The organism is Solibacillus sp. FSL H8-0538 (genome assembly GCF_038003525.1).
In the GTDB taxonomy this organism is placed as follows: domain Bacteria; phylum Bacillota; class Bacilli; order Bacillales_A; family Planococcaceae; genus JBBOPI01.
The window spans coordinates 67,400-92,505 of sequence record NZ_JBBOPI010000002.1 but is presented as its reverse complement, the minus strand read 5'-3'; the positions used below and the strand labels follow the sequence as shown (position 1 = coordinate 92,505).

Annotated in this window: 22 protein-coding genes and 1 pseudogene; 7 read left to right on the top strand and 16 right to left on the bottom strand. The window is 38.2% G+C overall.

Features of this window, described 5'->3' with window-relative positions:
- The first annotated feature begins 231 nt into the window (after positions 1–231).
- Positions 232–972, top strand: coding sequence for an alpha/beta hydrolase (locus MHH87_RS18425; protein WP_340751276.1), 741 nt, complete (start codon positions 232–234; stop codon positions 970–972).
- A 210-nt stretch (positions 973–1,182) separates the two neighbouring features.
- Here MHH87_RS18425 and MHH87_RS18420 read toward each other — a convergent pair whose 3' ends face one another.
- The 7 genes from MHH87_RS18420 to MHH87_RS18390 form a co-directional block, all read right to left on the bottom strand.
- Positions 1,183–1,752, bottom strand: a complete 570-nt coding sequence (locus MHH87_RS18420) for an N-acetylmuramoyl-L-alanine amidase family protein (RefSeq protein ID WP_340751275.1) — start codon at positions 1,750–1,752, stop codon at positions 1,183–1,185.
- Positions 1,753–1,943: 191 nt separating this feature from the next.
- A complete protein-coding gene (locus MHH87_RS18415; RefSeq protein ID WP_340751273.1) occupies positions 1,944–2,783 on the bottom strand; it encodes a tyrosine-type recombinase/integrase in 840 nt (279 codons plus the stop codon).
- A gap of 93 nt (positions 2,784–2,876) precedes the next feature.
- Positions 2,877–3,002: a YvrJ family protein gene (locus tag MHH87_RS18410; RefSeq protein ID WP_340751271.1), complete on the bottom strand. Its 126-nt coding sequence runs from the start codon at positions 3,000–3,002 to the stop codon at positions 2,877–2,879.
- Positions 3,002–3,241 (bottom strand): hypothetical protein, encoded by a 240-nt coding sequence (locus MHH87_RS18405; protein ID WP_340751269.1) that lies wholly within the window; start codon positions 3,239–3,241, stop codon positions 3,002–3,004. The genes MHH87_RS18410 and MHH87_RS18405 overlap by 1 nt, the downstream gene beginning before the upstream one ends.
- A gap of 78 nt (positions 3,242–3,319) precedes the next feature.
- Complete coding sequence (locus tag MHH87_RS18400) at positions 3,320–3,562, bottom strand: DUF2922 domain-containing protein (protein WP_340751267.1); 243 nt, start codon at positions 3,560–3,562, stop codon at positions 3,320–3,322.
- A 40-nt stretch (positions 3,563–3,602) separates the two neighbouring features.
- The gene (locus MHH87_RS18395) at positions 3,603–3,812 is read right to left on the bottom strand and encodes a DUF1659 domain-containing protein (protein ID WP_340751265.1); all 210 of its coding nucleotides are present in this window, start codon (positions 3,810–3,812) and stop codon (positions 3,603–3,605) included.
- Between the two features lie 549 nt (positions 3,813–4,361).
- Complete coding sequence (locus MHH87_RS18390; protein WP_340751263.1) at positions 4,362–4,904, bottom strand: DinB family protein; 543 nt, start codon at positions 4,902–4,904, stop codon at positions 4,362–4,364.
- A gap of 547 nt (positions 4,905–5,451) precedes the next feature.
- Here MHH87_RS18390 and MHH87_RS18385 point away from each other — a divergent pair.
- Together MHH87_RS18385 and MHH87_RS18380 are read left to right on the top strand one after the other, a co-directional pair.
- Positions 5,452–6,333, top strand: a complete 882-nt coding sequence (locus MHH87_RS18385) for an ABC transporter ATP-binding protein (protein WP_340751261.1) — start codon at positions 5,452–5,454, stop codon at positions 6,331–6,333.
- A 22-nt stretch (positions 6,334–6,355) separates the two neighbouring features.
- Positions 6,356–7,069: an ABC transporter permease gene (locus MHH87_RS18380; RefSeq protein ID WP_340751260.1), complete on the top strand. Its 714-nt coding sequence runs from the start codon at positions 6,356–6,358 to the stop codon at positions 7,067–7,069.
- Between the two features lie 730 nt (positions 7,070–7,799).
- Here MHH87_RS18380 and MHH87_RS18375 read toward each other — a convergent pair.
- From MHH87_RS18375 to kdpA, 4 genes are all read right to left on the bottom strand, one after another.
- Entirely contained in the window at positions 7,800–8,051 is a 252-nt protein-coding gene (locus tag MHH87_RS18375) for a hypothetical protein (protein ID WP_340751258.1), read from the bottom strand.
- A 225-nt stretch (positions 8,052–8,276) separates the two neighbouring features.
- Positions 8,277–8,897 carry a potassium-transporting ATPase subunit KdpC gene (kdpC, locus tag MHH87_RS18370; RefSeq protein ID WP_340751256.1) on the bottom strand — a complete coding sequence of 207 codons (621 nt, stop codon included), beginning with the start codon at positions 8,895–8,897 and terminating at the stop codon, positions 8,277–8,279.
- An 18-nt stretch (positions 8,898–8,915) separates the two neighbouring features.
- Positions 8,916–10,943 carry a potassium-transporting ATPase subunit KdpB gene (gene kdpB, locus MHH87_RS18365; protein ID WP_445683140.1) on the bottom strand — a complete coding sequence of 676 codons (2,028 nt, stop codon included), beginning with the start codon at positions 10,941–10,943 and terminating at the stop codon, positions 8,916–8,918.
- Between the two features lie 51 nt (positions 10,944–10,994).
- Entirely contained in the window at positions 10,995–12,812 is a 1,818-nt protein-coding gene (gene kdpA, locus MHH87_RS18360) for a potassium-transporting ATPase subunit KdpA (protein ID WP_340751252.1), read from the bottom strand.
- A 345-nt stretch (positions 12,813–13,157) separates the two neighbouring features.
- On the opposite strand from kdpA, the gene MHH87_RS18355 reads away from it, so the two are divergent.
- The 4 genes and pseudogenes from MHH87_RS18355 (at position 13,158) to MHH87_RS18340 (ending at position 18,619) form a co-directional block, all read left to right on the top strand.
- Positions 13,158–15,854 carry a sensor histidine kinase KdpD gene (locus MHH87_RS18355; RefSeq protein ID WP_340751250.1) on the top strand — a complete coding sequence of 899 codons (2,697 nt, stop codon included), beginning with the start codon at positions 13,158–13,160 and terminating at the stop codon, positions 15,852–15,854.
- Entirely contained in the window at positions 15,847–16,548 is a 702-nt protein-coding gene (locus MHH87_RS18350; RefSeq protein WP_340751249.1) for a response regulator transcription factor, read from the top strand. Before MHH87_RS18355 ends, MHH87_RS18350 begins: the two co-directional genes overlap by 8 nt.
- 46 nt (positions 16,549–16,594) lie before the next feature.
- Positions 16,595–17,137 (top strand): annotated as a pseudogene (locus MHH87_RS18345) (IS256 family transposase); the annotation flags it as partial.
- A 696-nt stretch (positions 17,138–17,833) separates the two neighbouring features.
- Entirely contained in the window at positions 17,834–18,619 is a 786-nt protein-coding gene (locus MHH87_RS18340; RefSeq protein WP_340751246.1) for a PhzF family phenazine biosynthesis protein, read from the top strand.
- Between the two features lie 1,780 nt (positions 18,620–20,399).
- Here the strand turns inward: MHH87_RS18340 and MHH87_RS18335 are convergent.
- The 5 genes from MHH87_RS18335 to MHH87_RS18315 form a co-directional block, all read right to left on the bottom strand.
- A complete protein-coding gene (locus tag MHH87_RS18335; protein ID WP_340751244.1) occupies positions 20,400–21,122 on the bottom strand; it encodes an anti-sigma factor in 723 nt (240 codons plus the stop codon).
- Complete coding sequence (locus MHH87_RS18330; RefSeq protein ID WP_340751242.1) at positions 21,119–21,664, bottom strand: RNA polymerase sigma factor; 546 nt, start codon at positions 21,662–21,664, stop codon at positions 21,119–21,121. Before MHH87_RS18330 ends, MHH87_RS18335 begins: the two co-directional genes overlap by 4 nt.
- A gap of 96 nt (positions 21,665–21,760) precedes the next feature.
- Positions 21,761–22,249: a hypothetical protein gene (locus MHH87_RS18325; protein ID WP_340751240.1), complete on the bottom strand. Its 489-nt coding sequence runs from the start codon at positions 22,247–22,249 to the stop codon at positions 21,761–21,763.
- A 38-nt stretch (positions 22,250–22,287) separates the two neighbouring features.
- The gene (locus tag MHH87_RS18320) at positions 22,288–23,091 is read right to left on the bottom strand and encodes an extracellular solute-binding protein (RefSeq protein WP_340751238.1); all 804 of its coding nucleotides are present in this window, start codon (positions 23,089–23,091) and stop codon (positions 22,288–22,290) included.
- Positions 23,092–23,809: 718 nt separating this feature from the next.
- Positions 23,810–24,574 (bottom strand): metallophosphoesterase family protein, encoded by a 765-nt coding sequence (locus tag MHH87_RS18315; RefSeq protein WP_340751235.1) that lies wholly within the window; start codon positions 24,572–24,574, stop codon positions 23,810–23,812.
- Positions 24,575–25,106: the final 532 nt, after the last annotated feature.

Sequence of the window (25,106 nt, the reverse complement as noted above, 5' to 3'; positions counted from 1 at the left end):
ACGCATTGGCTTGGATAAAATTATTCTCCATGAAGTTATTAACGGGTATGGAGAAGGAAGTTCATTTCATGTATTTGAATGTGTAAGATAGACTAAAAAATACTTCCTATTGAACTAACGGTGCAATTAGTTCAATAACGAATGGATGTTATACTTTAAAGGAATTATCAAAATTTGATATTCAGCTATTTAATTTAAGTCTAAGAATATGTTAGTGAGGTATTCAAAATAATGATGAAAATAGTACCCCCTAAGCCTTTTTTCTATAAAGGTGGAGAGAAAGCCGTTTTACTATTACATTCTTTTACAAGCAATACGATTGATATGAAAAAGTTAGGGAAGCATTTGCTAAAAAACAATTATTCTTGCTATGCCCCATTATACAGTGGACATGGTTTAACAGCAGAAGAACTGCTCACATATAGACCGGCAGATTGGTGGCAAGATGTACTAAACGGTTACCAGTTGTTGAAGGATGAAGGTTTTGAAAAAATAGCTGTGGTTGGTCTTTCTCTTGGTGGTGTATTTGCATTAAAAGTTGGTCAAGAGTTGGAGATAAATGGTGTTTTGACAATGTCAGTGCCAATACATAGGGAAGCTACTTTTCTACAAAAGCGTGTTTTTCATTATGCAAAAAAATACAAACAACTTGAAGGGAAAAATGAAGAACAAATAAATTTAGAAATGAAACGTCTTCAAAATATGTCTATCGATTCATTAGTCGAGTTCCAACAGCTAATAGATAGTACGATGGATAAATTAGCACTTTTAACGTCACCATTTCGTATATTATATGGTGAATTAGATGAACCATTGTATAAAGAGAGTGCAGAGGTAATTTTTCAAAGCGTTGCGACGAATCAAAAAACAATGAAGGGGTATCCGAATTCTAAACATTTAATGACATTAGGCACGGACATTAATGACGTGAACAAAGATATTCTTACATTCTTAAATGATTTAACTTGGTAGTTTTAATGAATCTTCAACTAACAGTAGCTTTACTTCAAGAAGGAGTAACGCTGTTTCCTTATTCAACTAAAGAGTGCGTTGGTTCAATAATTTTCAGTAAAAACGGCCTTTTTAGTATGAACCAATGGGCAACAAGGTTTACGAACAGAGTCTTGAAACACTATTTTTCAAAAAAGCAGCCTCAGTACCTTACTCTGAAGCTGCTTTTCCTTATAAACCAACCCCCTGCCCACAAGCAGGACACGTATCAACCTTCTTCCCCCCAGCAACCGCCAAAATTGCATGGGCCATCCCTTCAACCAGCTCCTCAAACTTCGAATCAAACAGCTGGTTATCAGCGCTATTATCAATAAAACCGATTTCTAGTAATAAGGCAGGCGCGCGTGTATGCTTCAATACATAAAACTCCGCCTCTTTTACCCCGCGATTCCGAAATCCAACATTCACTAAAGCACTTTGGATCTTATCTGCAAGTGGCTTCGATTTTGCGTTTATAGATTTATAAACAAACACTTCAGCACCCGTCGCTACTTCAGGCTTAAACGCATTGCGGTGAAACGAAATAAAGAAATCATAGGTTTTCTTCCATTCCATCTTCACACGCTGCTCGAGTGACAACGCTTGGTTTGATGTGCGTGTTTCATCGATTTGTACCCCTGCATCCCGTAAACGTTTGGCTATGGCTTGTCCAATACGTAACACATCATCCGCCTCATGACGCCCTTTATACGTTGCGCCAGGGTCCTTTCCTCCGTGGCCATAATCAAAAATAATGATCATTTTATCCCTCCAATCTATTTTCAAGATTATCCGACACTTTAATTTGTCTCGCAAAAGCTCGATTCGTTCGCGCTAACACGGCGTTAGGAAAACAAGATGTGCCACAGGACGTGGCGTATTTCACTTGTTTTCCTATTCCAACAGTGGGGGGTTAGGAAAACACCCTCAGTTGGAAGTTGCACTTTATACTATTAAGTCTGTACCCACACAGACGGATCTAAGTCATTCACATTCATAAAAGCAGGTTGTTTGTATTGTCTGGCCAGGGTTATCGATCGATGGCCAAGTAAGTACTGTATTTTTTCAATCTGAACCCCGTTTTCCAGCAGGATCGTGGCAAACGTATGGCGCAAGGCGTGGCAACTAAACTGTATGCCATATTGCTCTGAAAAAATGTAGGCATATCGCTGCAGTGTACGTTTACTGACGCGAAACGCTGGTAAATCCGTGACTTCTAGGTCTGCTAAGTAATCAACGAGGATTTGCGCTGCCTTTACGTTCAGTACTGGGACTTTGCGGACACTGCCCCAATTGGCATCTGGGATATCAACGAATAATTTATCGTTCTCAATGGAAAAATCGACCTTTGTGAGATCGGCAATTTCACTGACACGTGCCCCAGTTGCGAGCATTAAATAAAAGGCTGCACGGACATTGACTTGCAGAGCATCGATAAAATGATAAAAATGGTTAAGCTGCTCATCTGTCAGGCGATCCTGGCGATAATCCGCTACTTTAATCTGCAACAATTTTGATACTGGATTCATTTTCACGACCTCATTCAAAACTAAATAATCAAAATACCCGCGAACACAGGAAATGATGCCGTTGACAGTGCGTTCCGATTTTCCTTCCTTCAGTAGGACTTCTTTGAAATCGAATAAGTGAGCGGGTCTAAGGCCATCCAGCTCATGACCGTTCTCCTTAACCCACGTAAAAAAGGCAATCAAGTGGTACCTGTACGTATCGAGCGTATTCAGGGACTTACCTTCTAGCTGCAAATGTTGCAGGTATTTAATCGTTAGACTCAAACAAAACACCCCTCTCCTGGCTTGCACTTATTTCATAATATGTTGTATATTGATTCTGACAAATGGAACAATTCTCGCTTAAATTTTTAAGTTTTAATTATTGTTGAGTTTGTTAATGCTCTCAGTGAGGGCTTCGATTTTTTTTTCCATGCGAATTAAAAGATAAATGGAGAGAATAAAAGAAAATCCGTAATCCAGATATGGTATGATATCTTCCATTACGTTTTACTGAAATTGAAGTCATTCAGAACGTTCTCTGTACTAACTTTAATATTCAGGATATCTCCAAAATTTTGTCCGCATGATTTACATAAATCGAAGTCACCAACCAAATAATTTGCCTTAGCAGCATCTAACACGCTCATTTTGAAGTAAATATCTTTTACGCGGTTACAACACTCGCATTTTTTATAAACGGCATGAGCAAGCGTTGCGATTTTTAAGCTTTTACTTTTCAAAGCACGCACTCCTCTCGTTTTTAAGTTTAGAAATGACCAGGCAAGAATGGGGGTTCTCACCTGGTCTATACGTTTTATTTAGCCAATAACAATGTCGAAGTCGTTTGTAACTGTTTGTACTGTTTTGGCGCCTTTAATCGAGGCTGGGCCTTCAAGACTAATCGAGTTAAAAACATTTAAGTCATTGATTACTTGCATTGCAGCCTCTACTGTCGCAGCTGTTAAATTTGTTTTTGGATCCGCTACACGAATTGACCGTGCTTTTCCTTTCGCGTCATTAAACTCCATAACTAGTACATTTTTAGTTGTCGCGTTACTCATCGAAAATCACCTCCTTTAAATAGAATAATTTGCTTTGGCATTACGAATGAAGAACATGTGAATACTGAACTAGCTCGACACCGCCCAACGTGTGCATAATTAACGATGCAAAAGCCTTGGCTACCTCATTAATTTCTGCAACAGTTAAATCCGTTCGAACATCGCTCAACGTTACGCGTGCCTTTTTTTCTACGCCAAATTCATCCGGTTTATAAAACGTCAATAGGATATTATTTTTGTAATTTTCCAATCTATTCACCTCCCTCCTAAATCCGATTATATAATATCCCTTAGTAATAAGTTATCGATTTCATCCATTTTCTTCCTTTGTCATTTATCTCTTATTAAGTGCAAACATATCCCTACTCAAATTCATTCACAAAAGCAGCACAACACCATACGGTTAAAGCAATCATACATAGTGCAAACATTAGTTCCTCACCTCCAAAAAATACTTGTAAGTAAATTATAATATAGGTATTTATTTCTAGATATAGTTTGTGACTGAATTTTCAGTTTTTTGATGGTGGTTTGTGATGAATACTAGATTCATAGTGATTGTTTGGGGGGCAGAGGGGTTAGCAGGCAAAATGAAAAGCAGCATGACGTGAGAGCAATTCGACGGAATGGTTTTCTCCGTCGAGCTGCGGTCCTGGTCAGTTCGGCTGAGACCGATCTGCCAGGAATCACGTGATGCTGCTTGTGTTGTCATGCATTGTTATAGTTCCTAAAAATACATTTTCATATATATTGGTGGGCTCCATAAGTGGAAAACGTCCCCATTAGGTCAATATTATTGTTAGTTATAATATTTTTTACATAATAAAAAATGATGTTTTTCATGTATACCTAGTATGGCAATACATTGTATCAAATTTGGATAATGAGCAATTGGATCGGGATAACGTATCTGTCCAGCAACGTTATCGCTTATATTAGAAAGCATTTTTTCTAAATACCTAGTTTCGCTATCTAACTCGTTTACTAACCATTCAAATGAAATTTTCTCTTTAATATCTTTTGGTGGCAATAATACAAAAGGTGCTTTCATAGGTTTATTGTGTTTTTCTTTATATTCAGTGAATATATTTTCACTATTAAATTTGTATGACTTTCCTTTTTTTAGTGTAGCAATAGGCTTAGAAATCGGTAAATACAGTTTGTTTAACTGTCTAAATAGTCTAACCATTAAGTATAAATGGTAATATGTTTCTCCAAAAGACCACTTATCTTCTTGAGGACGTTCCCATTCTTTATTTTTAAAATTTTTTAGCTCATCAGCAAATTCTTCTCGCTGCTCATAAATGACGGTGAAATAATTTTTCATGTACCTACTTTTCATAACGTCTCCTCTGAAACTAATCTAAAGTTTATTTATCATATCTTATTTAGAGTATAGCACAGTGAAATTCCATTATTTAACTATCTATTATACAAATTACTAGCTGGTTAGTTTAAGTGTAAACCTTTACATTCCTAGTAGAATAAAGTCTATTGGTACATAATTAAATCACCTTTAAATTAGTCTTTATAATGTCTCAAGATAGTAAGCTTTTCAAACTGAGATTAGGGAACAACACAAATAATCATATTGGATATTTTTGTATATTTTTATTTAGAATACACCTAAATATTGTATAATTAACTCGATCACTGACAAATAATACTTTCTTGAATCTATTTTAATAAAACCAATAGGCTATTTAGTTAATAAAAAAACGGCTTAATGATTTACAATTTCGGTCATTGCCACATAATACAGCTCGTTTTATTGAACGTTTCGATTGATCCTTCTTTACAAGATAGAAGCGAATACGTTAAGGAAACTATACCTGTTTATGAATAATTAGGTATGTTCTTTTAAGTAAAAAAATAAAGGGTGTGTAGAAGTGGAAACAGTCTTAGAACTACAGAATGTAACGAAGAAATTTAAAAATAACTTAATTATAGAAAATATATCCATTTCAATTTCGGCTAATCAAGTTACGGCAATCGTTGGAAAAAACGGATCTGGAAAAAGTACGCTATTGAAAATGATTGGCGGGTTAACCAAGCCAGATACTGGGCAAATCCTTTTTCGCAAAGGAGAACCTATCAGTATTGGGTATGTACCAGAGACGATTCCAACAGTAGTTCCTTTTACGCTGTCAGAGTATCTAACCCATATGGGGAAAATCCGTGGATTACCAAAACTATGGCTTCAGAATCGAATTAACACATTACTAGAAATATTTAGCATGGAAAACAAGCGAGACATCCGTATTGTTCATTTTTCAAAGGGGATGAAACAAAAAGTTTTCATCATGCAGGCGATGTTAGAAGAAACCGATTTGCTGATTATGGATGAGCCGCTTTCCGGTCTTGATCCAAAAGCACAAGCCGATTTGGAAGCATTATTAATGTCTTTAAAGGAAAGGAATATTAGTATTATTTTAACCTGTCATGAGACTAAGCTGCTAGAAAAAGTTGTGGACCGAATACTTATCATTCACGAAAGACAAATAATCCAGACTAGTAACCAACAAGTACATGGGAAGCTTATGAATAGAGTAGTGTTTGAATTGCCAAACACTGTTTCCATTGAGTCATTAAAGAATAAAATAATTATCGAGAAAGAGAAAGAAATGGCTAATAGTCAAAGGTTGATTGAACTGAACGTTAGTCAAGATCAAACAAATAAGATTGTAAAAGAACTATTAGACAAGGGGGCTTCAATCAAACTGTTGGAACCTTTACATACAAAAGAAACCGAATTTTTAAAGTATTTTTAAAGGAAGAGGAGAAAACATAATAATGAAGGGCTTGATTCACTATTTATTGGCTACTTATTTTCGAACACACAAGTACGTCCCTCCAGTTTCACTCTTTATCATGTTGCTCATCATCAATTATACGTACGTACCTAATCCGATAATGGACAGTTATTCATTTACGGCACTTCTTTTATTTTTTATAATGGGCTGGGTTACGATAACTATTATGCATGCTGAAGATGAAGGACAAAAACAAATCACCATTATGCATACCAAAAATACGAGAAAATATTACCTTGCTTTGGTAATCAATTGTATTGTAGTCGGTTTAATCCTAAGTATTATAGCTGTAGCTTATCCTATCATTTTTAATGCCTTTACATCTGGGCTTCGTATGGTCCACATTGTGAGTGGTTTTTTGGCGCATTTTAATCTAGCGACTCTCTCGATTGCATTATCTTTATTTTTCACTAGAGAGCTCGTAAAAAGCAATATAAACACATGGTGGGGTGTGATAAGCGTTCTAGTTATTACCTTAGTTTTAGCAGTCGCGAAAGTAGAAATTTTAAAAATAGAATTAATAAATTGGCTTGTACCTCCTCTACGTTACTCCTTGGAAATCATGGGTGTGGGCGATGACATTACTTCGATATCCGCACAGGTTTACGGGCAGTTTGGTTGGCTCTTCACCTACAGCATGATTTTGATTATGATCTTTATAGCGATTGTTCAAAAAAATGGCTATTCTAAATAAGGATTATTTCGAGGATGTCTACCATAAAAGTGAATCTGTTTAGTTAAGAAAAGAGTAGGTTTAACAAAAATAGGGGAGTGGTAGTATGATATATAAAGCAACTACTCAACGTCAATTTATTTTACCAATGGCGTTTTTATTGTAGCTATAAGTATTCCATCTTAGGATAATACGTGGCTTCAGTGGCTATTCTTCGTAATATTTACGGTAGCTTTACTCACAGCATTGATTAACTACACATTAGCCATAAATGAGCATACTATCGTTTATACAATTCACCTATTTGATCTAACTATTTATAGCAAACAGGTGGCATTCTCGGACATTAAAAAGGTGATTTTCAAGCGAGTAAATTGGAAGTCAAAATTAGCTGTTATTAAGACACAAAAAGGTTTCTCTATTCATGTAACCTTATTTATACCAGAAAACGTGTACAGTGATTTAATTACCTTTTGCGAGAGAAATACCATTAGTTATGAAAAAAAACAAAAGACTATTTGATTATTGAAAAAATGGCATAATTAAACTTGTTAGAGATTCTAGTCCCTAACAAGTTTTTATTTTGTTTAAAAACAACATTAAACCTGAATTATTCATAGTGGTTTATAATTTTAAGATTTTCATGGGATGGTTCGTGTAAAGGTAAATTTGTATTGAGTAAACCGCTTTGTGATAGAAGGTTGGAAAAAGATATTAGGGCAGAATATTACCTTGGTGCGGGTTCGAATTTTTAGTGTTTTGATGGTGGTTTGTGAGGAAAACAAGATGTTTGAGGGGCAGAGGGGTTAGCAGGCCAAATTAACATAAGCGTCACACTTTGGATGATGTGCTCATCTACGCCATTACAGAGGGAAATTTCCACCGTTGCAGTTTTTATCGGACATGTTCTAATGCGGGGATCTTCTGTTGAGGTGGCTACAGAGGAATTTATAAATTCAGAATGTAATGTGATGGGGATAATCGTTAATTTTTGCTGTGGCATATGGAAAACACCTCCTTTCATTGATCCCTTTATAGTACCGGGAGGCGCTGCATGTTTATATGCGTAATTTGAATACGGGCTTACTATAATGATGCATTTTTCCTCTTTGAGTTTCAAAAAAAAACTTAGAACATACACAAAAATCAATTACATTTTACAAACAAAAAAGTAGTGCTCGTATGAAGTACTAACACTACTCATTAGGGGTTAGAATTTATTTAATTACTATTCGGGTTTTTCATGATCTAAAATCCCATCTAGCATTAAATTCACTTTTAGAACATTAACAGTTTCTTCACCGAAAACACCTAAAAATCGAGATTCGCTACATTGTTCAATAATGGATTCCACTTCCTCAATGGATAGATTATTATTTTTGGCTAGTCGCTCTACTTGATAATTTGCAGCAGCCACAGAAATACTTGGATCCAAACCACTACCTGAGCTCGTAACTAAATCGACAGGAATCAACATATTTGCTTTTTCTGGGTGAGCCGCTTGAATTTTTACAACTCGTTCAGCTATCAACGCACCATATTCTTCACTCGCTGAACTTAAGTTAGCAGGAAACGCATACATTAATTGATTCCCTTCTGCATCTTTATAGGTTGCGGTATCAATCTGCATAATACGTCCCCACATATGTGTATCCTCGGTAAATTGTTGGCCGAGTAAAGCGGAGCCATATTTCTTGCCATCAACTTCAATAATACTTCCATTCGCCTTATCAGGAAAAACAACCTGTGCAACGCCAGTCATCATTCCTGGATAAACAACACCATAAATAAGGGTGAAGATAATGAAGAATACAATCGAACGGGATAAAACCCCTTTTAAACGCTTCAATTTAAGGACTCCTTTCTTTTACATGCCCATAGCTACAAGCACAATATCAATTAATTTAATAAATATAAATGGTGTAATAATTCCCCCTAGCCCATAAATAAGTAAGTTACGTGATAACAATTTCCCAGCAGGCACTTCACGGTATTTTACACCACTTAATGCAAGTGGAATTAATGCAATAATGATGAACGCATTGTAAACAATGGCTGATAATATTGCACTTTCTGGACTATGCAATTGCATAATATTTAACTTACTGAGCTCTGGATATAACCCGATGAATAGTGCAGGGATAATCGCAAAGTATTTCGCTAAGTCATTCGCAATTGAAAATGTTGTTAAACTCCCTCGTGTCATGAGAAGTTGCTTACCGATACGAACAATTTCAATTAATTTCGTTGGCGAGGAATCTAGATCTACCATGTTACCTGCTTCTTTAGCTGCTTGTGTACCTGTATTCATCGCTACTGCTACATCTGCTTGGGCAAGGGCTGGTGCATCGTTTGTTCCGTCTCCTGTCATCGCCACTAAGTGACCTTTCCGCTGAAATTCTCGAATCATTTCAAGTTTTGCTTCTGGTGTCGCTTCTGCTAAGAAATCATCAACGCCTGCTTCCGCTGCAATCGCTGCTGCAGTCAATGGATTATCACCTGTAATCATAATCGTTTTGATGCCCATTTTACGTAAGTCCGCAAACTTTTCTTGTACACCTTGCTTTACAATATCCTTTAAGTAAATGACCCCCAATATGCGGTGATTTTTCGTAACAACAAGTGGTGTACCGCCTTTTTCAGCGATTTGCTTCACCGCTTCCTCACATTGCTTACTATACGTCCCACCGTTTTGCTCCGCATACGTACGAATCACTTCTGCTGCACCTTTACGAATTTCGTTGTCTTCAAAATTGACGCCACTCATGCGTGTTTTCGCCGTAAACGGAATGAAATTCAATGGTTGATCTTTCAACGAGCGACCTCGAATACCGAACTGTTCTTTTGCCAGAACAACGATGCTTCTGCCTTCGGGCGTTTCATCAGCTAAAGATGAAAGCTGTGCTGCATCAGCTAATTCTTCTGCTGTTACCCCATCAACCGGTACAAACTCCGTCGCTTGTCGATTTCCGATTGTAATAGTTCCCGTTTTATCAAGCATTAAAATGTCTACATCACCTGCTGCTTCAATTGCTCGCCCACTCATTGCCAATACGTTTGCTTGATTTAAGCGACTCATTCCCGCAATTCCAATAGCAGATAACAAGGCCCCAATCGTTGTTGGTGCTAAGCAGACAAGTAATGCAACAAGGGTTGTAACAGATACCGGATTTTCCATCATAGCCAAATCAGCGGAAAAAGCGGAAAACGTATAGAGTGATATCGTTACTAAAATAAAGATGATCGACAATGCGACAAGTAAAATTTGCAGTGCTAATTCATTTGGCGTTTTTTTACGGGCTGCCCCTTCGACCATGGCAATCATTTTGTCAAGAAAACTCTCACCTGGAATGCTCGTCACACGGATAATCAATGCATCTGAAATGACTGTTGTTCCACCTGTAACTGCACTTCTATCGCCACCACTTTCTCGAATGACTGGTGCTGATTCACCTGTAATCGCACTTTCATCAACAGACGCAGCTCCTTCAATGACTTCTCCATCCGCTGGGATTTGTTCCCCTGCTTTCACGATGACAAGATCGCCTTTTTGAAGGGTAACTGATGAAACAACCGTGACATCTTCTAAATCACCAAGACTTCGAAGCTTGTTCGCAGGCACATCTTTTTTCGCTGCACGTAAAGAATCGGCTTGTGCCTTCCCTTTCCCTTCTGCAATTGCTTCTGCAAAGTTCGCAAAAAGGACTGTAAACCATAAAATCACTGCAATTGCAAAGGTGTATCCTGAAGATGCATCTTGAATGCCAAACAGCGAAATCGCAAATAACGCTGAGGTTAAAACTGCCGAAATATAAACGAGTAACATAACCGGATTTTCTGCTTGATATTTTGGACTTAATTTAACAAATGAATCTTTTATCGCTCTCATAAGCATCGTTTTATCGGTTAATGCACTTTTTGATTCGGTCACCATATCTACTACCTCCTAACTCACCATAATCATAAATTCAGCAATCGGTCCTAGTGCAAGGGCTGGGAAGAAGCTTAATGCACCTACTAAAATGACAACAAAAATTAATAAGAAAATAAATAATCCATTGCTCGTTGAAAGTGTTCCAGCTGTTGTCGCCATCGTTTTCTTTTTAATCAAACTTCCTGCGATCGCTAGTGTACAAAGGATTGGTACAAAGCGAGCAAATACCATTGCTAAACCTAAACTCAAGTTAATAAACGGTGTATTCGCTGCAAATCCTGCAAAGGCTGATCCATTATTTGCCCCTGCTGAAGTAAATGCATAAAGTAATTCTGAGAAACCATGCGGTCCACCTTCATTTAAACTATTCGCAACACTTGGCACCATCGCCGCAATACCACCACTTACTAAAATCGCAATCGGCGTTGCTAAACAGCAAAGAACAGCCCATTTCATTTCATACGGTTCGATTTTCTTTCCTAAATATTCAGGAGTACGTCCGACCATTAACCCAGCAATAAATACGGTTAAAATCACGAACGACAACATACCGTATAGCCCACTACCGACACCACCAAAAATTACTTCCCCGAGTTGCATTAAGAGCATTGGCACCATACCGCCAAGTGGGGTCATACTATCGTGCATCGCATTTACAGAACCATTCGACGCTGCAGTTGTAAATGCAGTCCACGTTGTGGAAGCTGCAATTCCAAAACGAGATTCCTTCCCTTCCATATTTCCACCTGCTTGCTCGTTAGTGGATAGATCGACCATTCCGTCTTGGGCAAGTTGAGGTGTACCCATTTGTTCATTAACAGTAAGCGCCGCCATTGCCAGCATTAACATGATGAACATCGCTGTAAAAATAGCGTAGCCTTGCTTTTTATCCCTTATATTTCGTCCAAATGTAAAACATAGTGCTACCGGAATTAATAAAATCGCTAACATTTCAATCAAATTTGAGAAGGCAGTTGGATTTTCGAATGGGTGGGCAGAGTTTACGCCAAAGAATCCACCACCATTTGTTCCTAATTGTTTTATGGCAATCTGACTTGCTGCTGGTCCCATCGGTACAAACTGCTCGGTAATAATTTGTGCATTCGTAACCAATTCCCCATCCACAAATACTTCCTTCGATTCCACATCAATTTGTGCTGAGTCAATAATTGTTCCATCTTCAGCAATCGCAATCGGCTCGAGTAATTGCACCGTTTCTGCAGGCTTTAGATTTTGCACGACACCTTGTGACAATAAACCAAGCGTGATCATAAAACTGATTGGTAAAAGTACGTATAAATTCACTCTTGTGACGTCAACCCAAAAACTGCCGAGCCCTTTACCTTTCACACTGATAAACCCTCGAATTAGTACAAATAATACTGCAATCCCGGTCGCTGCAGATACGAAGTTTTGAACAGTTAATCCGAGTGCCTGCACTAAATACGTTATTTGAGCTTCACCAGTGTAGGACTGCCAATTTGTATTCGTAATAAAGCTAATTGCATTATTGAACGATAAATGCCAAGGCATATTTGCAATGCCTTGTGGATTTCCGAACAATGTACCCTGCACTAATTGAAGTACGAATAAAAAAATAAAACCTATACCACTAAATAACAGAACAGAGGCTGCGTATTTTTTCCACGACATTTGCTCTGAAGTTTCAATTTTCATCACTTTATAAATAACTTGTTCGAGTGGCTTGAATAAGCTTGATAGAAATACTTTCTCTCCGTTCATCACTTTCCCAATATAATGTCCTAAAGGGATTGCTAATAAGACGAGAATGGCTAAATACAAGCCACATTGCAAAATTAAGTTCATCAACTTTCATCACCCCTTAGCAAAATCACCATATAGTAAATGAGTAAAATAACAGCTATTACTCCAATGGCACTTAAAACTATTTGCATCACCATTCCTCCCTTCGAATACAAGAATACTAAATTCGAAATTAATACGGTGTTAGGAAAAAGGCGTTTAAAATTAAGAACGCATTAAGATTTTGAAAAGCGGATAAAAGGAAGTAGAAATTTCAGTGAACATAGAATAGTAGATTCATAAAAAAAAATCTTTATACTATCTTAATGTCAGACAGATATATACTAATACTGCATTAATTTTTTCTAGGTTATGCTAATGAAAATCTTGAAATAAAAACGAGGGATGACGATGAGCTTCGAGCGAGAAAATCCTGATGCGATTTTAAAAAGAATACTAATGATCAAAAAAGAAAAATATCAGGGTCATTTAAAAATCTTCTTTGGCTATGCAGCTGGTGTTGGTAAAACGTACGCAATGTTAAAAGCAGCTCATTTAGCAAAAGAACACGGTGTTGATGTAGTTGCAGGCTATATCGAGCCCCATGCACGCCCTGAAACAATGGCGCTTTTACAAGGGATTGAGCAATTGCCCCCCCTTAAAGTGCAACATAAAGGCATGATCTTGCATGAACTTGATTTAGATGCAGTTATATTAAGAAAACCGCAGTTAATTTTAGTCGATGAGCTTGCCCATACGAATTTAGAACAAGCAAGACATCTAAAACGATATCAAGACATCCAAGAGCTTTTGAAGGCAGGTATCGATGTTTATACAACAATCAATGTGCAGCATATCGAAAGTTTGAATGATTTAGTCGCATCGATTACAGGTGTCGTTGTACGTGAGCGGATTCCAGACCATGTATTTGATGAAGCCGATCAAGTAACGCTTGTTGATATTGAGCCTGCAGATTTACTTGAACGCCTAAATGAAGGGAAAATTTATAAACAAGACCAAGCAGAAAAAGCGATGAATCACTTTTTCAATTTGGATAATTTAGTAGCATTACGGGAAATTGCGCTAAGACGAACTGCAGACCGGGTAAATCGTGTAGCAGAAAAAAGTAAATCATCGTCGAAAAGCAGTTTAAATCCAGGGGAACATATTTTAGTTTGCCTATCCTCTTCCCCGTCAAATACGAAAATTATCCGAACAGCTGCGAGAATGACCAGTGCGTTTAAGGGGCATTTTACAGCCTTGTTTGTAGAAACACCTTCCTTTGACAATTGGTCGGATATAAATAAAGAAAGACTTCGCAAAAATATGCGTCTTGCGGAACAATTAGGAGCGAATATTGAGAAAGTTTATGGAGAAGATGTTGCCTTCCAAATATCCGAGTTCGCCCGTTATACGCGTGTTACAAAGGTAGTCATTGGACGCTCAAACACAAAACGAAATTTTCTTCGCATAAAAAAATCGTTTACCGAGCAACTAACAAATTTATCACCAAATCTAGATATCTACGTCATTCCAGACCAACAAGCTGAACCGTATAAAAAGAAAAAGGCTGTGAAAAAATCATCATGGTGCAGTGGAATGGACTTACTGAAAGTCGCGCTAATATTAGCAATCACAACGGCTATCGGCATTGTATTCCAAACCTTCAATTTTAGTAACACGAACACTATAAATATGTATATGCTTGGTGTACTCGGCACGGCAATCATCACAGCGAATCTCTTTTGTAGTATTTTAATGGCTGCGCTTAGTGTTATTGCGTTCAATTTCTTCTTCACGTATCCGATTTATTCACTTGCAGCCTATGAACCGAGCTATCAAGTCACATTTGTAATTATGTTCATTACAGCCTTTATTATTGGCACGTTAGCAAGTAAATTAAAAATTCAAGCACAACATTCAGCGGAAACGGCTTACCGAACAAAAGTGTTACTTGAAACGAATCAACTGCTTCAACAAGAAACGCATCAAGAAGGTATTTTAGCGACAACAGCTAAACAGCTTGTCAAATTACTGAATCATAGCGTCGTGTACTACCCAATCCATGAACAAAATTTAGCACAACCATTCGTATTTCTTGAACAAGACGCAACAGACCGCTCTGAATTCATTACAGACAATGAACAAGCGGTTGCTGCTTGGGTATTTAAAAATAACAAACATGCCGGTGCGACGACAAATACGCTGGGGAGTGCGAAATGTTTATACTTAGCTATCCGAACAAACCTTGATGTGTATGGTGTCATTGGCATTGCACTAAAACAAAATAAAACGCTCGATACATTAGAAAATAATTTAGTTTTATCAATGCTTGGGGAATGTGCCCTCGCATTAGAAAAAGAGCACTTCATACGTAAACGAGAAGAAGCTGCAACTCAAGCTAAAAATGAAGAATTAAGAGCCAATTTATTACGTGCCATTTCCCATGATTTGCGTTCCCCACTGACTACGATTTCAGGGAATGCGAATATCTTATTGAATAACGAATTTAGTATAGACGAAGATAAAAAAATACGATTATATGAGGATATTTATAATGATGCCCAGTGGTTAATCAACTTAGTTGAAAATTTACTATCTATTACAAGAATTGAAGATGGTACGATGAATATCCAAATGGAGGCTGAATTAATTGATGAGGTCATCAATGAAGCGCTTCTCCACGTGAATCGGAAAAGCCGTGAGCATATCATGAAAGTCGATTGTGCAGAAGGTTTTTTAATGGCGAAACTCGACCTACGATTAATTGTTCAAGTGCTGATTAACCTGATTGATAATGCGATTAAGTATACATCTGTTGGCTCTGAGATTACGATTTCAACGAAGAAAGAAAACGATTGGATTATCGTTGATATCGCAGATAATGGCGACGGTATTTCAAATGAAGTAAAAGAGAAACTCTTTGAAATGTTTTATACAGCCCACAAAAGTATATCGGATAGCAGACGTGGTATGGGCATTGGTTTAGCTTTATGTAAGTCGATTATTTCCGCACATGGTGGTACATTAACAGTACACGACCGTCATCCAAAAGGAACGATTTTCCGATTCACATTACAAGCTGAAGAGGTGAAAATTTATGAGTAAACCGTTCGTCTTAGTTGTAGAAGATGATGAAGCAATCAAAAATCTTATATCAATAACACTGGAAACCCAAGAATATAAATTTCATACTGCATCTCGTGGAAGCCAGGCAATTTTAGAAGCGGTTTCTCATAATCCTGATATCGTTATTTTAGATTTAGGATTACCTGATATGGACGGCATAGAGATTATTAAAAAAATCCGTTCTTGGTCCACTATGCCCATTATCGTCGTAAGTGCTCGAAGTATGGATCAAGATAAAATTGAAGCGCTTGATGCTGGTGCAGATGACTATTTGACGAAGCCCTTTTCAATCGAGGAATTACTTGCAAGATTACGAGTGGCGATTCGCCGTATTCACTATTATCAATCAGAAGGTCCACAACAAAACCTTCACTTTACAAATGGAGACTTAAAAATCGATTATGTGGCTGGGTGTGCCTTTTTAAAAGATGTGGAACTGCATCTTACACCAATTGAATATAAACTGCTCGTGCTACTTTCTAAAAATGTAGGAAAAGTACTGACTCATAACTACATTACAAAGGAAATTTGGGGTAGTACGTGGGAAAATGATGTCGCCTCTTTACGTGTCTTTATGGCAACGTTACGAAAAAAAATCGAAACAGATTCAACGCAACCAAAGTATATCCAAACACATATCGGCGTGGGTTATCGAATGTTAAAAAATGAATAAATCAATTCATTTCAGCTTTAATTTGCTTTATTGCAAATAAATTAAACGTGGTGTTGAAGATGTGCTGTTATTTATTTCAGACGGCTTAAAGGGCATGGTAGACGTCATCACAACCGTTTTTCCAAAAGCTCAGTATCAAACTTGTTTAGTACATGTGGCGCGCAATATTTCACATAAAGTACGCGTGGAAGATCGCCAGGGAATCTGTGATGACTTTAAGAAAGTCCATCAAGTAACAGACGCTGAAGCAGGTCAAAAAGCGCTCGATACGTTCTGTGAAAAATGGGAAAAGCCCTATGGCAAAGTCGTGAAATCCTTGCGAGAAAACCACTATCTACTCACGTTTTATGACTTTCCCAAAGACATTTGGCGAAGTATTTATTCGACCAATTTAATCGAGTCCTTTAATAAACAAATCAAGAAATATACGAAACGTAAAGAACAATTTCCGAACGAAGAATCGCTGGAACGCTTCTTAGTGACGCAATTTGAAAATGACAACGAGCGCTTCGCCACACGTTGTCATATTGGATTTAATAAAGCACGTGTAGCACTCGAAGAAATGTTTGAAAACTTGAAATCGAAGTAATTCGCAAGGGCAGAAACCTAAATCAAACCTCCGAACAAGCTCAATTAAATACCGAAGTGACGATCTTCTTGAAGAGGCTGAAAAGTCATTTACACAAAAATATTGACAGTCTCGGGATTTGAAAAGAGAAGTACTGCTTCAGATAAAGTTTTCTAATTTAAATGATATCCAAACAATTAGAATTAGAATAATGAATTGTGCGAGACGTCTAAAAATACATATTAAAGAGCTAACGATTAAATAGGGTGATCTATGTCACATTTATATGTGATTTTTTTATTTGATACCTCAATTTTCGCACCCCTAGATGTCGAGGAAGTGCTTGATCTAACTAGGTAAAGCGGTCAACCATTTAGTCATTTGACGTTTAAAACAACCTCCGCTAAAGTTTGGAAGATATTTAGAAGGGATTGTAAGGCAGTGAGGTAATCGATGTATTTTTCATCTTCGCAAAGCTCATAAAAGAGATTGCCGAACGTTTTGGGGTATCCTTCTTTTGAAGCTTTGTAAAAAAGATTGATAATTTGTAATAAAGTTTGATTAAAATCATCGCACCTCTATAGATTTTTTAGAAGTGAGATGATTGTGAAGAAATGTACTTAAACTAACGCAGTAGGATAGTTGAAGAAGGAATTAAGACATTTGTGAGAGAACTTTAAGTATTATTGGTTAAATAATTGAAAGTGGGAATTAAAGATGGAATTGTCGATTATAAATACATTTACAGAACAAGCCTTTAGAGGAAATCCAGCTGCTGTTTGTTTTTTAAGTGACGTAAAAGATAGTAGTTGGATGCAGACAGTTGCGAAAGAGATTAACTTACCAACCACAGCGTTTATCGATTTCTTAAATGGTGAATATCATCTACGCTGGTTCACCCCATCCACTGAAATACAAATTTGCGGACACGGAACACTGGCAAGTTCATACTTTTTGTGGGAAAAAGGATTTGTTGATAAAGAGAAATCTATTACCTTTCATACAAAAAGTGGCGTTCTTAAAGCGCATTTAATAGATGGTTGGGTTCAATTACAGTTTCCTGCAATTATTGAAGAGAACGTGGTTGCCCCAGAATTATTAATCAAGGCTTTAGGTGTTAAACCTGTGTATGTAGGCAAGAGCAGACTCGACTACTTAGTTGAAGTGGAATCAGAAGAAATTGTAAGGAATATGAAACCTAATATAGATTTAATTGCACAATTACCAGTTCGAGGGGTTATTGTTACCAGTCATTCTAACGAAAATGAATTCGACTTTGTTTCTCGTTTCTTTTCTCCATCTCAAGGAATAATTGAAGATTATGTAAATGGTTCATCCCATTGTTGTTTAGGACCATATTGGAAAAATAAATTACATAAAACCGATTTTACAGCTTATCAGGCTTCAGAAAGAGGGGGAATTATTAAAGTTAAAGTATTGGATGATAACATTTTTCTTTTTGGTAAGTCTATAACGTTTTTTGAAGGTAAGCTAACAGTATAATATTAATAGTCATTATTGAACTAACTGGGCAGGTAATGTAGCGGGTGAAAACAATTGTTGTGTGACGGTTTAACATGTCGTAACAACGATCTTGGTACTCTTTTCCGAGCTTAAACTGCGAAAGTTGAGTTACGCAATTGAACATGGTGTAAACATGCACTGTATAAGGGTTTATAAGCGATTTTTCATTGAAATGTTTACAACTATTTGCTCAGTGCATTGAAAAAGGAATCTGAGCGAAGTTTGTAAACATTTCTGTGCATAGAGCCAGAGAGAATCCAGTAACAGCAAGGCTTCATCGATGTTTACATTTTCTTTAGAGAAAAGGGGCTAGCATGACGGCTTTGATCATAAGTCCCTTTAAATACGTAGAAAAGCAGTACGTGAAATGGGAATTCGGGTAGCAAAATCAGCTGAAATACCGAATTATCGGGAGTGGTGTATGTATGAAACACATAAGCAGCTTGATACAACGAAGAATTAGTATCGTTTTGATCAGGCAATGTGGATGTTTGTACATGGCCTTTCTGCAATTCTAGCAACTGATTTAGATCATGATGATTATAAGTACATATTAGATGGTATGAATGCGCTTGAAATTATTCCAGATGATCGCTAGCAAGAGCATGCATTCATGAGTGTCGGGTATGCAAGTGCGGTGGATTGGCTTCTGTGCCAGGTTGTACAAGAGGCGTATTTTATGGGATTTTTAGCATAGGGTACGGTGCCATTAAGGGAGTCAGCCTCTTCAACATATAAGCGAATTAATCCCCAATTTTTAGAGGAAGAACGCATTGAATTTCTTGATGAAAGTTAGTTTGTTTTAGGTTCAAATCGAGGGTTCAAATTAGTATCCGGTCATAAAAGCAATTTTAACCCACAATATTGACCGAGGAGGACTTGCTTAAAACCTTATGTTATCAGGCATTGTCTATAATGCAGCATCGTTTTCAATTAACGGAGTTTAGAACGAGGATAGGGAAACATAGACAGAGCGGAGAGAGAAACAACCCACATGCAGAAGGAAGAAACTAGTTTTGCAGCAAACCAATTTTAACTGACTTTCGGAAGGGGAAATCGGTATTTGAATGAGTGCCCATGATGCTTGGCAGGGGAATATCGTTTTACAGTGATACAAAGTGAGTGGAGTGTTCGGAAAAGACGGGGAGCGGTCAGCGGACGGATTGACGGGCACGACACGAACGACTGCATACCGTATTTAAACCGATTATCTAGTGTGGAGGGGAAGAACTTTATTACGTATACGCGTATAAACCCTGATCTACTGTTAGGTCTCAAACGGGAGCTTTACGAAAATCAATCAGTAACAGGAGTAACAAACTGGTTAGAGTAGTTGGGGATACTGGCGTGAATACCGAAAATGGGCATTTTGAGATGGAGTAGCGTAGGAAAGAATAGAAAAGAATAGAAAAGTATGCCGCAGAAAATGGACTCAAACTAACAAGAGAGGTTGAAAAAGGCTGGCACGATTAGGATTCTTGTGCCAGCCTAAAGTAAACGATCTAATTTGCTGTATTAATTGTTCACTTGGATATCCCAGGGCGTTAATATAAAAATGTACATCTGCTTTTTGATAGATGTTTTGTTCATGACAATGACCAAAAATATAGTGTGGTGCCTTCATTACCTTTTAGAATACAGATGGAATTTTCATAAAAAAGTTTGATCATTTTTGGGTAAGTTTCTTGAACATTAGCACCCGTTCGTAATATAAGGTTAGCCAGATATTTAAAATGTATCTGTCCTTTTCTGTTACCATCTATGACCCGGCTATTTTGTCTCCCCTTGGCTGGCTACTGTTGGCGTCCGGTTCGACGGTGATGCCGATTTGATCAAAAGTCTGCCCTTCGGCGAGCTGGTAGGTCAGTATTCCGGATCCGTTTTCGTCCGGCTTGAATATGCCGCTATTTTCCCTCGTGCCGTTTTTCAGCAGCCAAACCTGGTAAACCTGTGAACCTTCGACACCGGGTAATTCATGAACCTGCACCACCAAATTTTTCTCTGATCCCTGCTGGACAATATATGCGATGCCGTTTGTTCCCGGGTGGCTTTGATTGGCTGCTTTTAAGGGAATGGCTGTTAAAATCTCAATGGGTATATTTTCGGCATGGCGATTTTTTTCCTGTACATTCGCTATTCCAAGGCCAATAATCGCGAGCAACAAGAAGGCCACGATACTGGTTGAAACTGGAGTGAAATGGCTTTTGAACATCATGGCAAGCTTGCTCATTTTAGCCATGAATGTTTCCGTACCACTTTTCGTTTGGTGATCAAAAACAAACCCCAGCACCTCGCCTTTTAGCGATTCAGGAACCTCGATTTCGGTATAATCAAATGGCAAAGCATGCCAGGCCTGGGACAATTCCTGATATTCTTTCTTACACTCCGTACAATTCTTTAAATGTTCATCAAAGGCCATGCGTTCGCGCTCTTTGAGTTCACTTGCTATATATGGAATTAAATGATCACAATCCCTTCTCATTTTATATCCTCCAATTCCAGATGTTTCCTCAAACCTTTAAGAGCTTGGTGCAGCCTACTTTTAATCGTGCCGAGCGGTTCTTGTTCCAGCTTGGCGATCTCTGAAAGAGAATACCCTTTCCAATAAAGCAAATCGATTAATTTTCTTTGCGCCGTCGGCAATTTGTTTTTCGCCATCTCAATATCATTCGTATTTACTCGTTGCTCGATTGCATTGGCAAGGTCGGCGATATCTTCATGTTCCTCTTGATAGTGTTGCGTATGCCTCTTCTCTTTGCGGTGGTAGTCAATGCAAATATTGCGAGTAATCGTGAGGAGCCAATTTACAAAGCTGCCTTGAGCGGGATCGTAATGGCTGTTTGTTGTCCATAGCCTCAAAAAGACCAACTGAATAATCTCTTTCGTCTTACCCTCATTCCCATTACAAAACTTCATAACGAAGCCGTAAACAAGCTTTATATATCGATCATAAAGCTCCTCTAATGCGTGACCGTGTTTTTCGTTTACCAATCTCATTAATTCCGCATCGTAATTTTCTTTCATGTGGCACTCCCTGTTATTGGATAAAAATATATTGCCATTATACTATTTTAAAAGTAAAGATGGGAACGACCGCGACTGATCGTTCCCTGGGCAGGCTTATTCAAATTCTGTTTCGCTGTTTACGACAAACCATACATCTTTTACTCCTTGTCCGTTTACATCCCCTTCTTGTAGGTCTTTTGCAAAATAATAGAGAGGAAAGCCTTTGTACGTGACCTGCTTCTCCCCGTTGTCTTCTCTTGTGATCGTATCGAAATCCTTTTTGTCAAAACCTTCCGGGACGGCGAAATCCTCCTGGGTAAATGCCGGCCAGATTGCCAGGCAGTCTCCGCTGCAATTGCTTTTTCCTGCTTCGTCCTTTTTAAAGTAATACAGGGCCCTTCCCTGTGGATCCGCCAGGTACTCTCCAACTTTCTCATTCTCCAAAAGCTGAAGGTTGTCAGCCGGGGCTTGTTCCGATTTTGTTTGTTCCGTTTGGGCTTGATCGGGTTGATCCGGCTCTGTTTTTTCCTCAGTGCTTTTTCCACAGGCAGCCAAAGCAAAAATAATCGAAAGTATCGTGAGCGTAAAAATTCCTTTTTTCATGTATGTTCCTCCCAGTTTTTTAGATTTCAGGCTCGCCCTTACTTCCAGCCCCATTTTTGAAAGATTTGGTGAGATTCTTCTGTTTTTAAATAATCAATAAATTGCTGTGCCTCTTTTTTCTGATCGGTGATTTTCGTCAGGACGATCGGCGTTCCACGATAGAGCTTTTCTTCTTCGGGCAGTTCGACCAGGTCGGTCACATCCTGGAGACGGTAATGCCACGATTCATAGGTAATCCAGGCGTCCAGGCTGGAATTCGATTTCCATCGTTCAATGGCTTCGGCACTCGACTTTACAGAAAGGTTAATATTTTGGGAAATGCCTTCGATCAGCCCTTTTCTGCCTGCCAGGTCTTCCCACAGGCCAAGCTGGCCAGCCCCATTCACATCGATTATTTTGACTCCCTTTTTCGTTAAATCCTCCAGGCTTTCAATCTTCTTAGGATTACCTTTCCTCACCAATATTCCTGCAGCACGCGGGTAAAGCTCCGTTCGTGATTTAGTATCGATCATTTCGGGGTGGTTAAAGGTGAAGTCCTGCAGCATATATTCGGAGCCACCGAAAATAATATCTGCATCTTGCTTTGCCTGGCTGATCCAATTGCCCTCTGGTCCGGCTGTTACTTCGACCTTGATTCCCGTTTCAGCTGAAAAATGTTCAGCAGCTTCCTTGATCGGTCCAAGTGGTCCGCCTGGTCCGTACACCCGGATGACATGATCACTTTGGATGGAATTTGGTGTCGTCTGGGACGCCGGCTTACGGTCCATTTTTGCATAGGCTGACAATCCGGTAGCCGTAATGACAAAGAGAAGTAAAGCTGATAGAAAAACGGTCTTTTTCATGATTCTTCCTCCATTTTATACATGTTTTTTTAACGTTACTATCAAAGGAAACGAAGGGAGGTTGTAAACGGTTTGATTATAATCGCAAAATAGTTAGAAAGTTCCATAAATTTATTGAAAATTAGTCTGGTGAAGAATAAATAAAGGTGTACCTTCGCAGGTACCCAGCTTGTTAAGGAAGTACCGTTTTTTTCAACAAGCTTTTTTAAAAAGCGCAATAATCTTTGCGGCACTTACAGGGTATGATACTGCCTCTGGATGGCTAACAGGGCAGTTTAGTTCAATAAAAATCAAAGTAGTTAAAACAGATTAGGCTCGGTTCTACTGAAAATGAACCAAGCCTATTTAGTATTCTATAAAAATTAAAAACCTATCTAAAAGATGTTTTTTTCCACTGTTCAAAGCAAAGGCAATTTCTTTAATACCCTTGGCGATTTCTGATCTACTGTTAGGTCTCAAACGGGAGCTTTACGAAAATCAATCAGTAACAGGAGTAACAAACTGGTTAGAGTAGTTGGGATACTGGCGTGAATACCGAAAATGGGCATTTTGAGATGGAGTAGCGTAGGAAAGAATAGAAATGAAAAGAATAGAAAAGTATGCCGCAGAAAACGGACTCGAACTAACAATAGAGGTTGAAAAGGCTGGCACGATTAGGATTCATGTGCCAGCCTAAAGTAAACGCGTCTTGAAAAACATGTTTTTCGGGACGCGTTTGTTATATGAGTGTAAACGATCTAATTTGCTGTATTAATTGTTCACTTGGATAACCAAGCGCGTTAATATAAAAATGTATATCAGCTTTTTGATAGATGTTTTGTTCATGACAATGACCAAAAATATAGTGTGGTGCCTTTATCACCTTTAACTCGTTTAAATAGCAAGAAGTCGTAGAATAGCGCTTATGGCTGTTAATGAGTAGAGGTGGGACATGGGTTATACAAACATCTACTTCATCTAGTGTGCGATAATGGTTTTGTTCCTCGGTATGTTCATGTGCAAGTTCCATTCCTTGAATCATCACCGAATCATTTGATACAGTCCGGAAGTATTGTAAATCGGCAAAGTCTTCTAAGGAATACCAATTGGTCGCACCCGCAAACGTAATGCCCTCAACGGTTACCTTTTCAAACTTTTGTAGCAGCGTCACATTAGGTAAACGCTCAATCATTTGAAGCAATTCCAGTGCGCGTTCGTGACTGTTCTGATGGTATTTTCGTTCTTGTTTCGTGGAAGTTAAATAATAATCGTGATTCCCGAGTACGAACAAGACATGCTTATATCGACTAGAAAAGTACTTTAGCGTGAGGCCGCTCTGCGCATTAAAATGTGAAATGTCACCCGCAATGACAAGTACATCACCCAATTCGATGGGTAGTAGCCCTTCTAAAAAACGAAATGTCTTTTGTTCAAACTTCTCCTGGCTACCTTCCCGCTTTACGTAAAAATCCAAATGTAAGTCTGAAATATAATCAATGTTCATAACACAAGCCCCCATTCAAACAAGGGGTCATCCCGTTGTCTTTGATGCGTTTAAAGTCTAATCGCCATTATACAACAGAAATAAGTGATGGCCCCTACAAAAAGTCTGTCCTCGATACAGGCGCGACCATCGTATTCAAGCGCCATACAAACAACTCCGAAAACAATAGCAATAATCTACCTCGCAAAAGTAGAAATTTGCAAGGTAGAAAAAAGATGAAATCTCACTCCACCAAATGCTCATGATACTGGTGAAGTATTTGCGTGAGCTTTATAGTAAAGCGTTCATCTCTCGCTATAGGCAGGGAAATCCTGTTTCTTTTCGCGCAGAATAGAAAAGTTTTCCTAAGAGTGGAAACGTTTTGGTGGATAGGAACGTATTACCTCCTATTTACATAAGGAAGGACAGCATCTAGCTCTATTTTGGGCGAGATGTTTTTCGAATTGCTGCGTATTGAGCTAGGGCTACTCAATTAGAAACTTCAAACAACCCGTCCATACTTAAGTAACGTTCCCCATTATCAGGAATAACA

Excerpts from the sequence above, each read along its gene's own strand:
- MHH87_RS18315 (WP_340751235.1), bottom strand. The coding sequence starts at position 24,574 with ATGAACATTGATTATATTTCAGACTTACATTTGGATTTTTACGTAAAG.
- MHH87_RS18320 (WP_340751238.1), bottom strand. The coding sequence starts at position 23,091 with ATGAAAAAGACCGTTTTTCTATCAGCTTTACTTCTCTTTGTCATTACG.
- kdpB (WP_445683140.1), bottom strand. The coding sequence starts at position 10,943 with ATGCTTATGAGAGCGATAAAAGATTCATTTGTTAAATTAAGTCCAAAA.
- MHH87_RS18380 (WP_340751260.1), top strand. The coding sequence starts at position 6,356 with ATGAAGGGCTTGATTCACTATTTATTGGCTACTTATTTTCGAACACAC.
- MHH87_RS18375 (WP_340751258.1), bottom strand. The coding sequence starts at position 8,051 with ATGCCACAGCAAAAATTAACGATTATCCCCATCACATTACATTCTGAA.
- MHH87_RS18425 (WP_340751276.1), top strand. The coding sequence starts at position 232 with ATGATGAAAATAGTACCCCCTAAGCCTTTTTTCTATAAAGGTGGAGAG.
- MHH87_RS18400 (WP_340751267.1), bottom strand. The coding sequence starts at position 3,562 with ATGAGTAACGCGACAACTAAAAATGTACTAGTTATGGAGTTTAATGAC.
- MHH87_RS18410 (WP_340751271.1), bottom strand. The coding sequence starts at position 3,002 with ATGGAAGATATCATACCATATCTGGATTACGGATTTTCTTTTATTCTC.
- MHH87_RS18390 (WP_340751263.1), bottom strand. The coding sequence starts at position 4,904 with ATGAAAAGTAGGTACATGAAAAATTATTTCACCGTCATTTATGAGCAG.
- MHH87_RS18335 (WP_340751244.1), bottom strand. The coding sequence starts at position 21,122 with ATGAGAAGGGATTGTGATCATTTAATTCCATATATAGCAAGTGAACTC.
- MHH87_RS18355 (WP_340751250.1), top strand. The coding sequence starts at position 13,158 with ATGAGCTTCGAGCGAGAAAATCCTGATGCGATTTTAAAAAGAATACTA.
- MHH87_RS18325 (WP_340751240.1), bottom strand. The coding sequence starts at position 22,249 with ATGAAAAAAGGAATTTTTACGCTCACGATACTTTCGATTATTTTTGCT.
- MHH87_RS18350 (WP_340751249.1), top strand. The coding sequence starts at position 15,847 with ATGAGTAAACCGTTCGTCTTAGTTGTAGAAGATGATGAAGCAATCAAA.
- MHH87_RS18330 (WP_340751242.1), bottom strand. The coding sequence starts at position 21,664 with ATGAAAGAAAATTACGATGCGGAATTAATGAGATTGGTAAACGAAAAA.
- MHH87_RS18340 (WP_340751246.1), top strand. The coding sequence starts at position 17,834 with ATGGAATTGTCGATTATAAATACATTTACAGAACAAGCCTTTAGAGGA.
- MHH87_RS18420 (WP_340751275.1), bottom strand. The coding sequence starts at position 1,752 with ATGATCATTATTTTTGATTATGGCCACGGAGGAAAGGACCCTGGCGCA.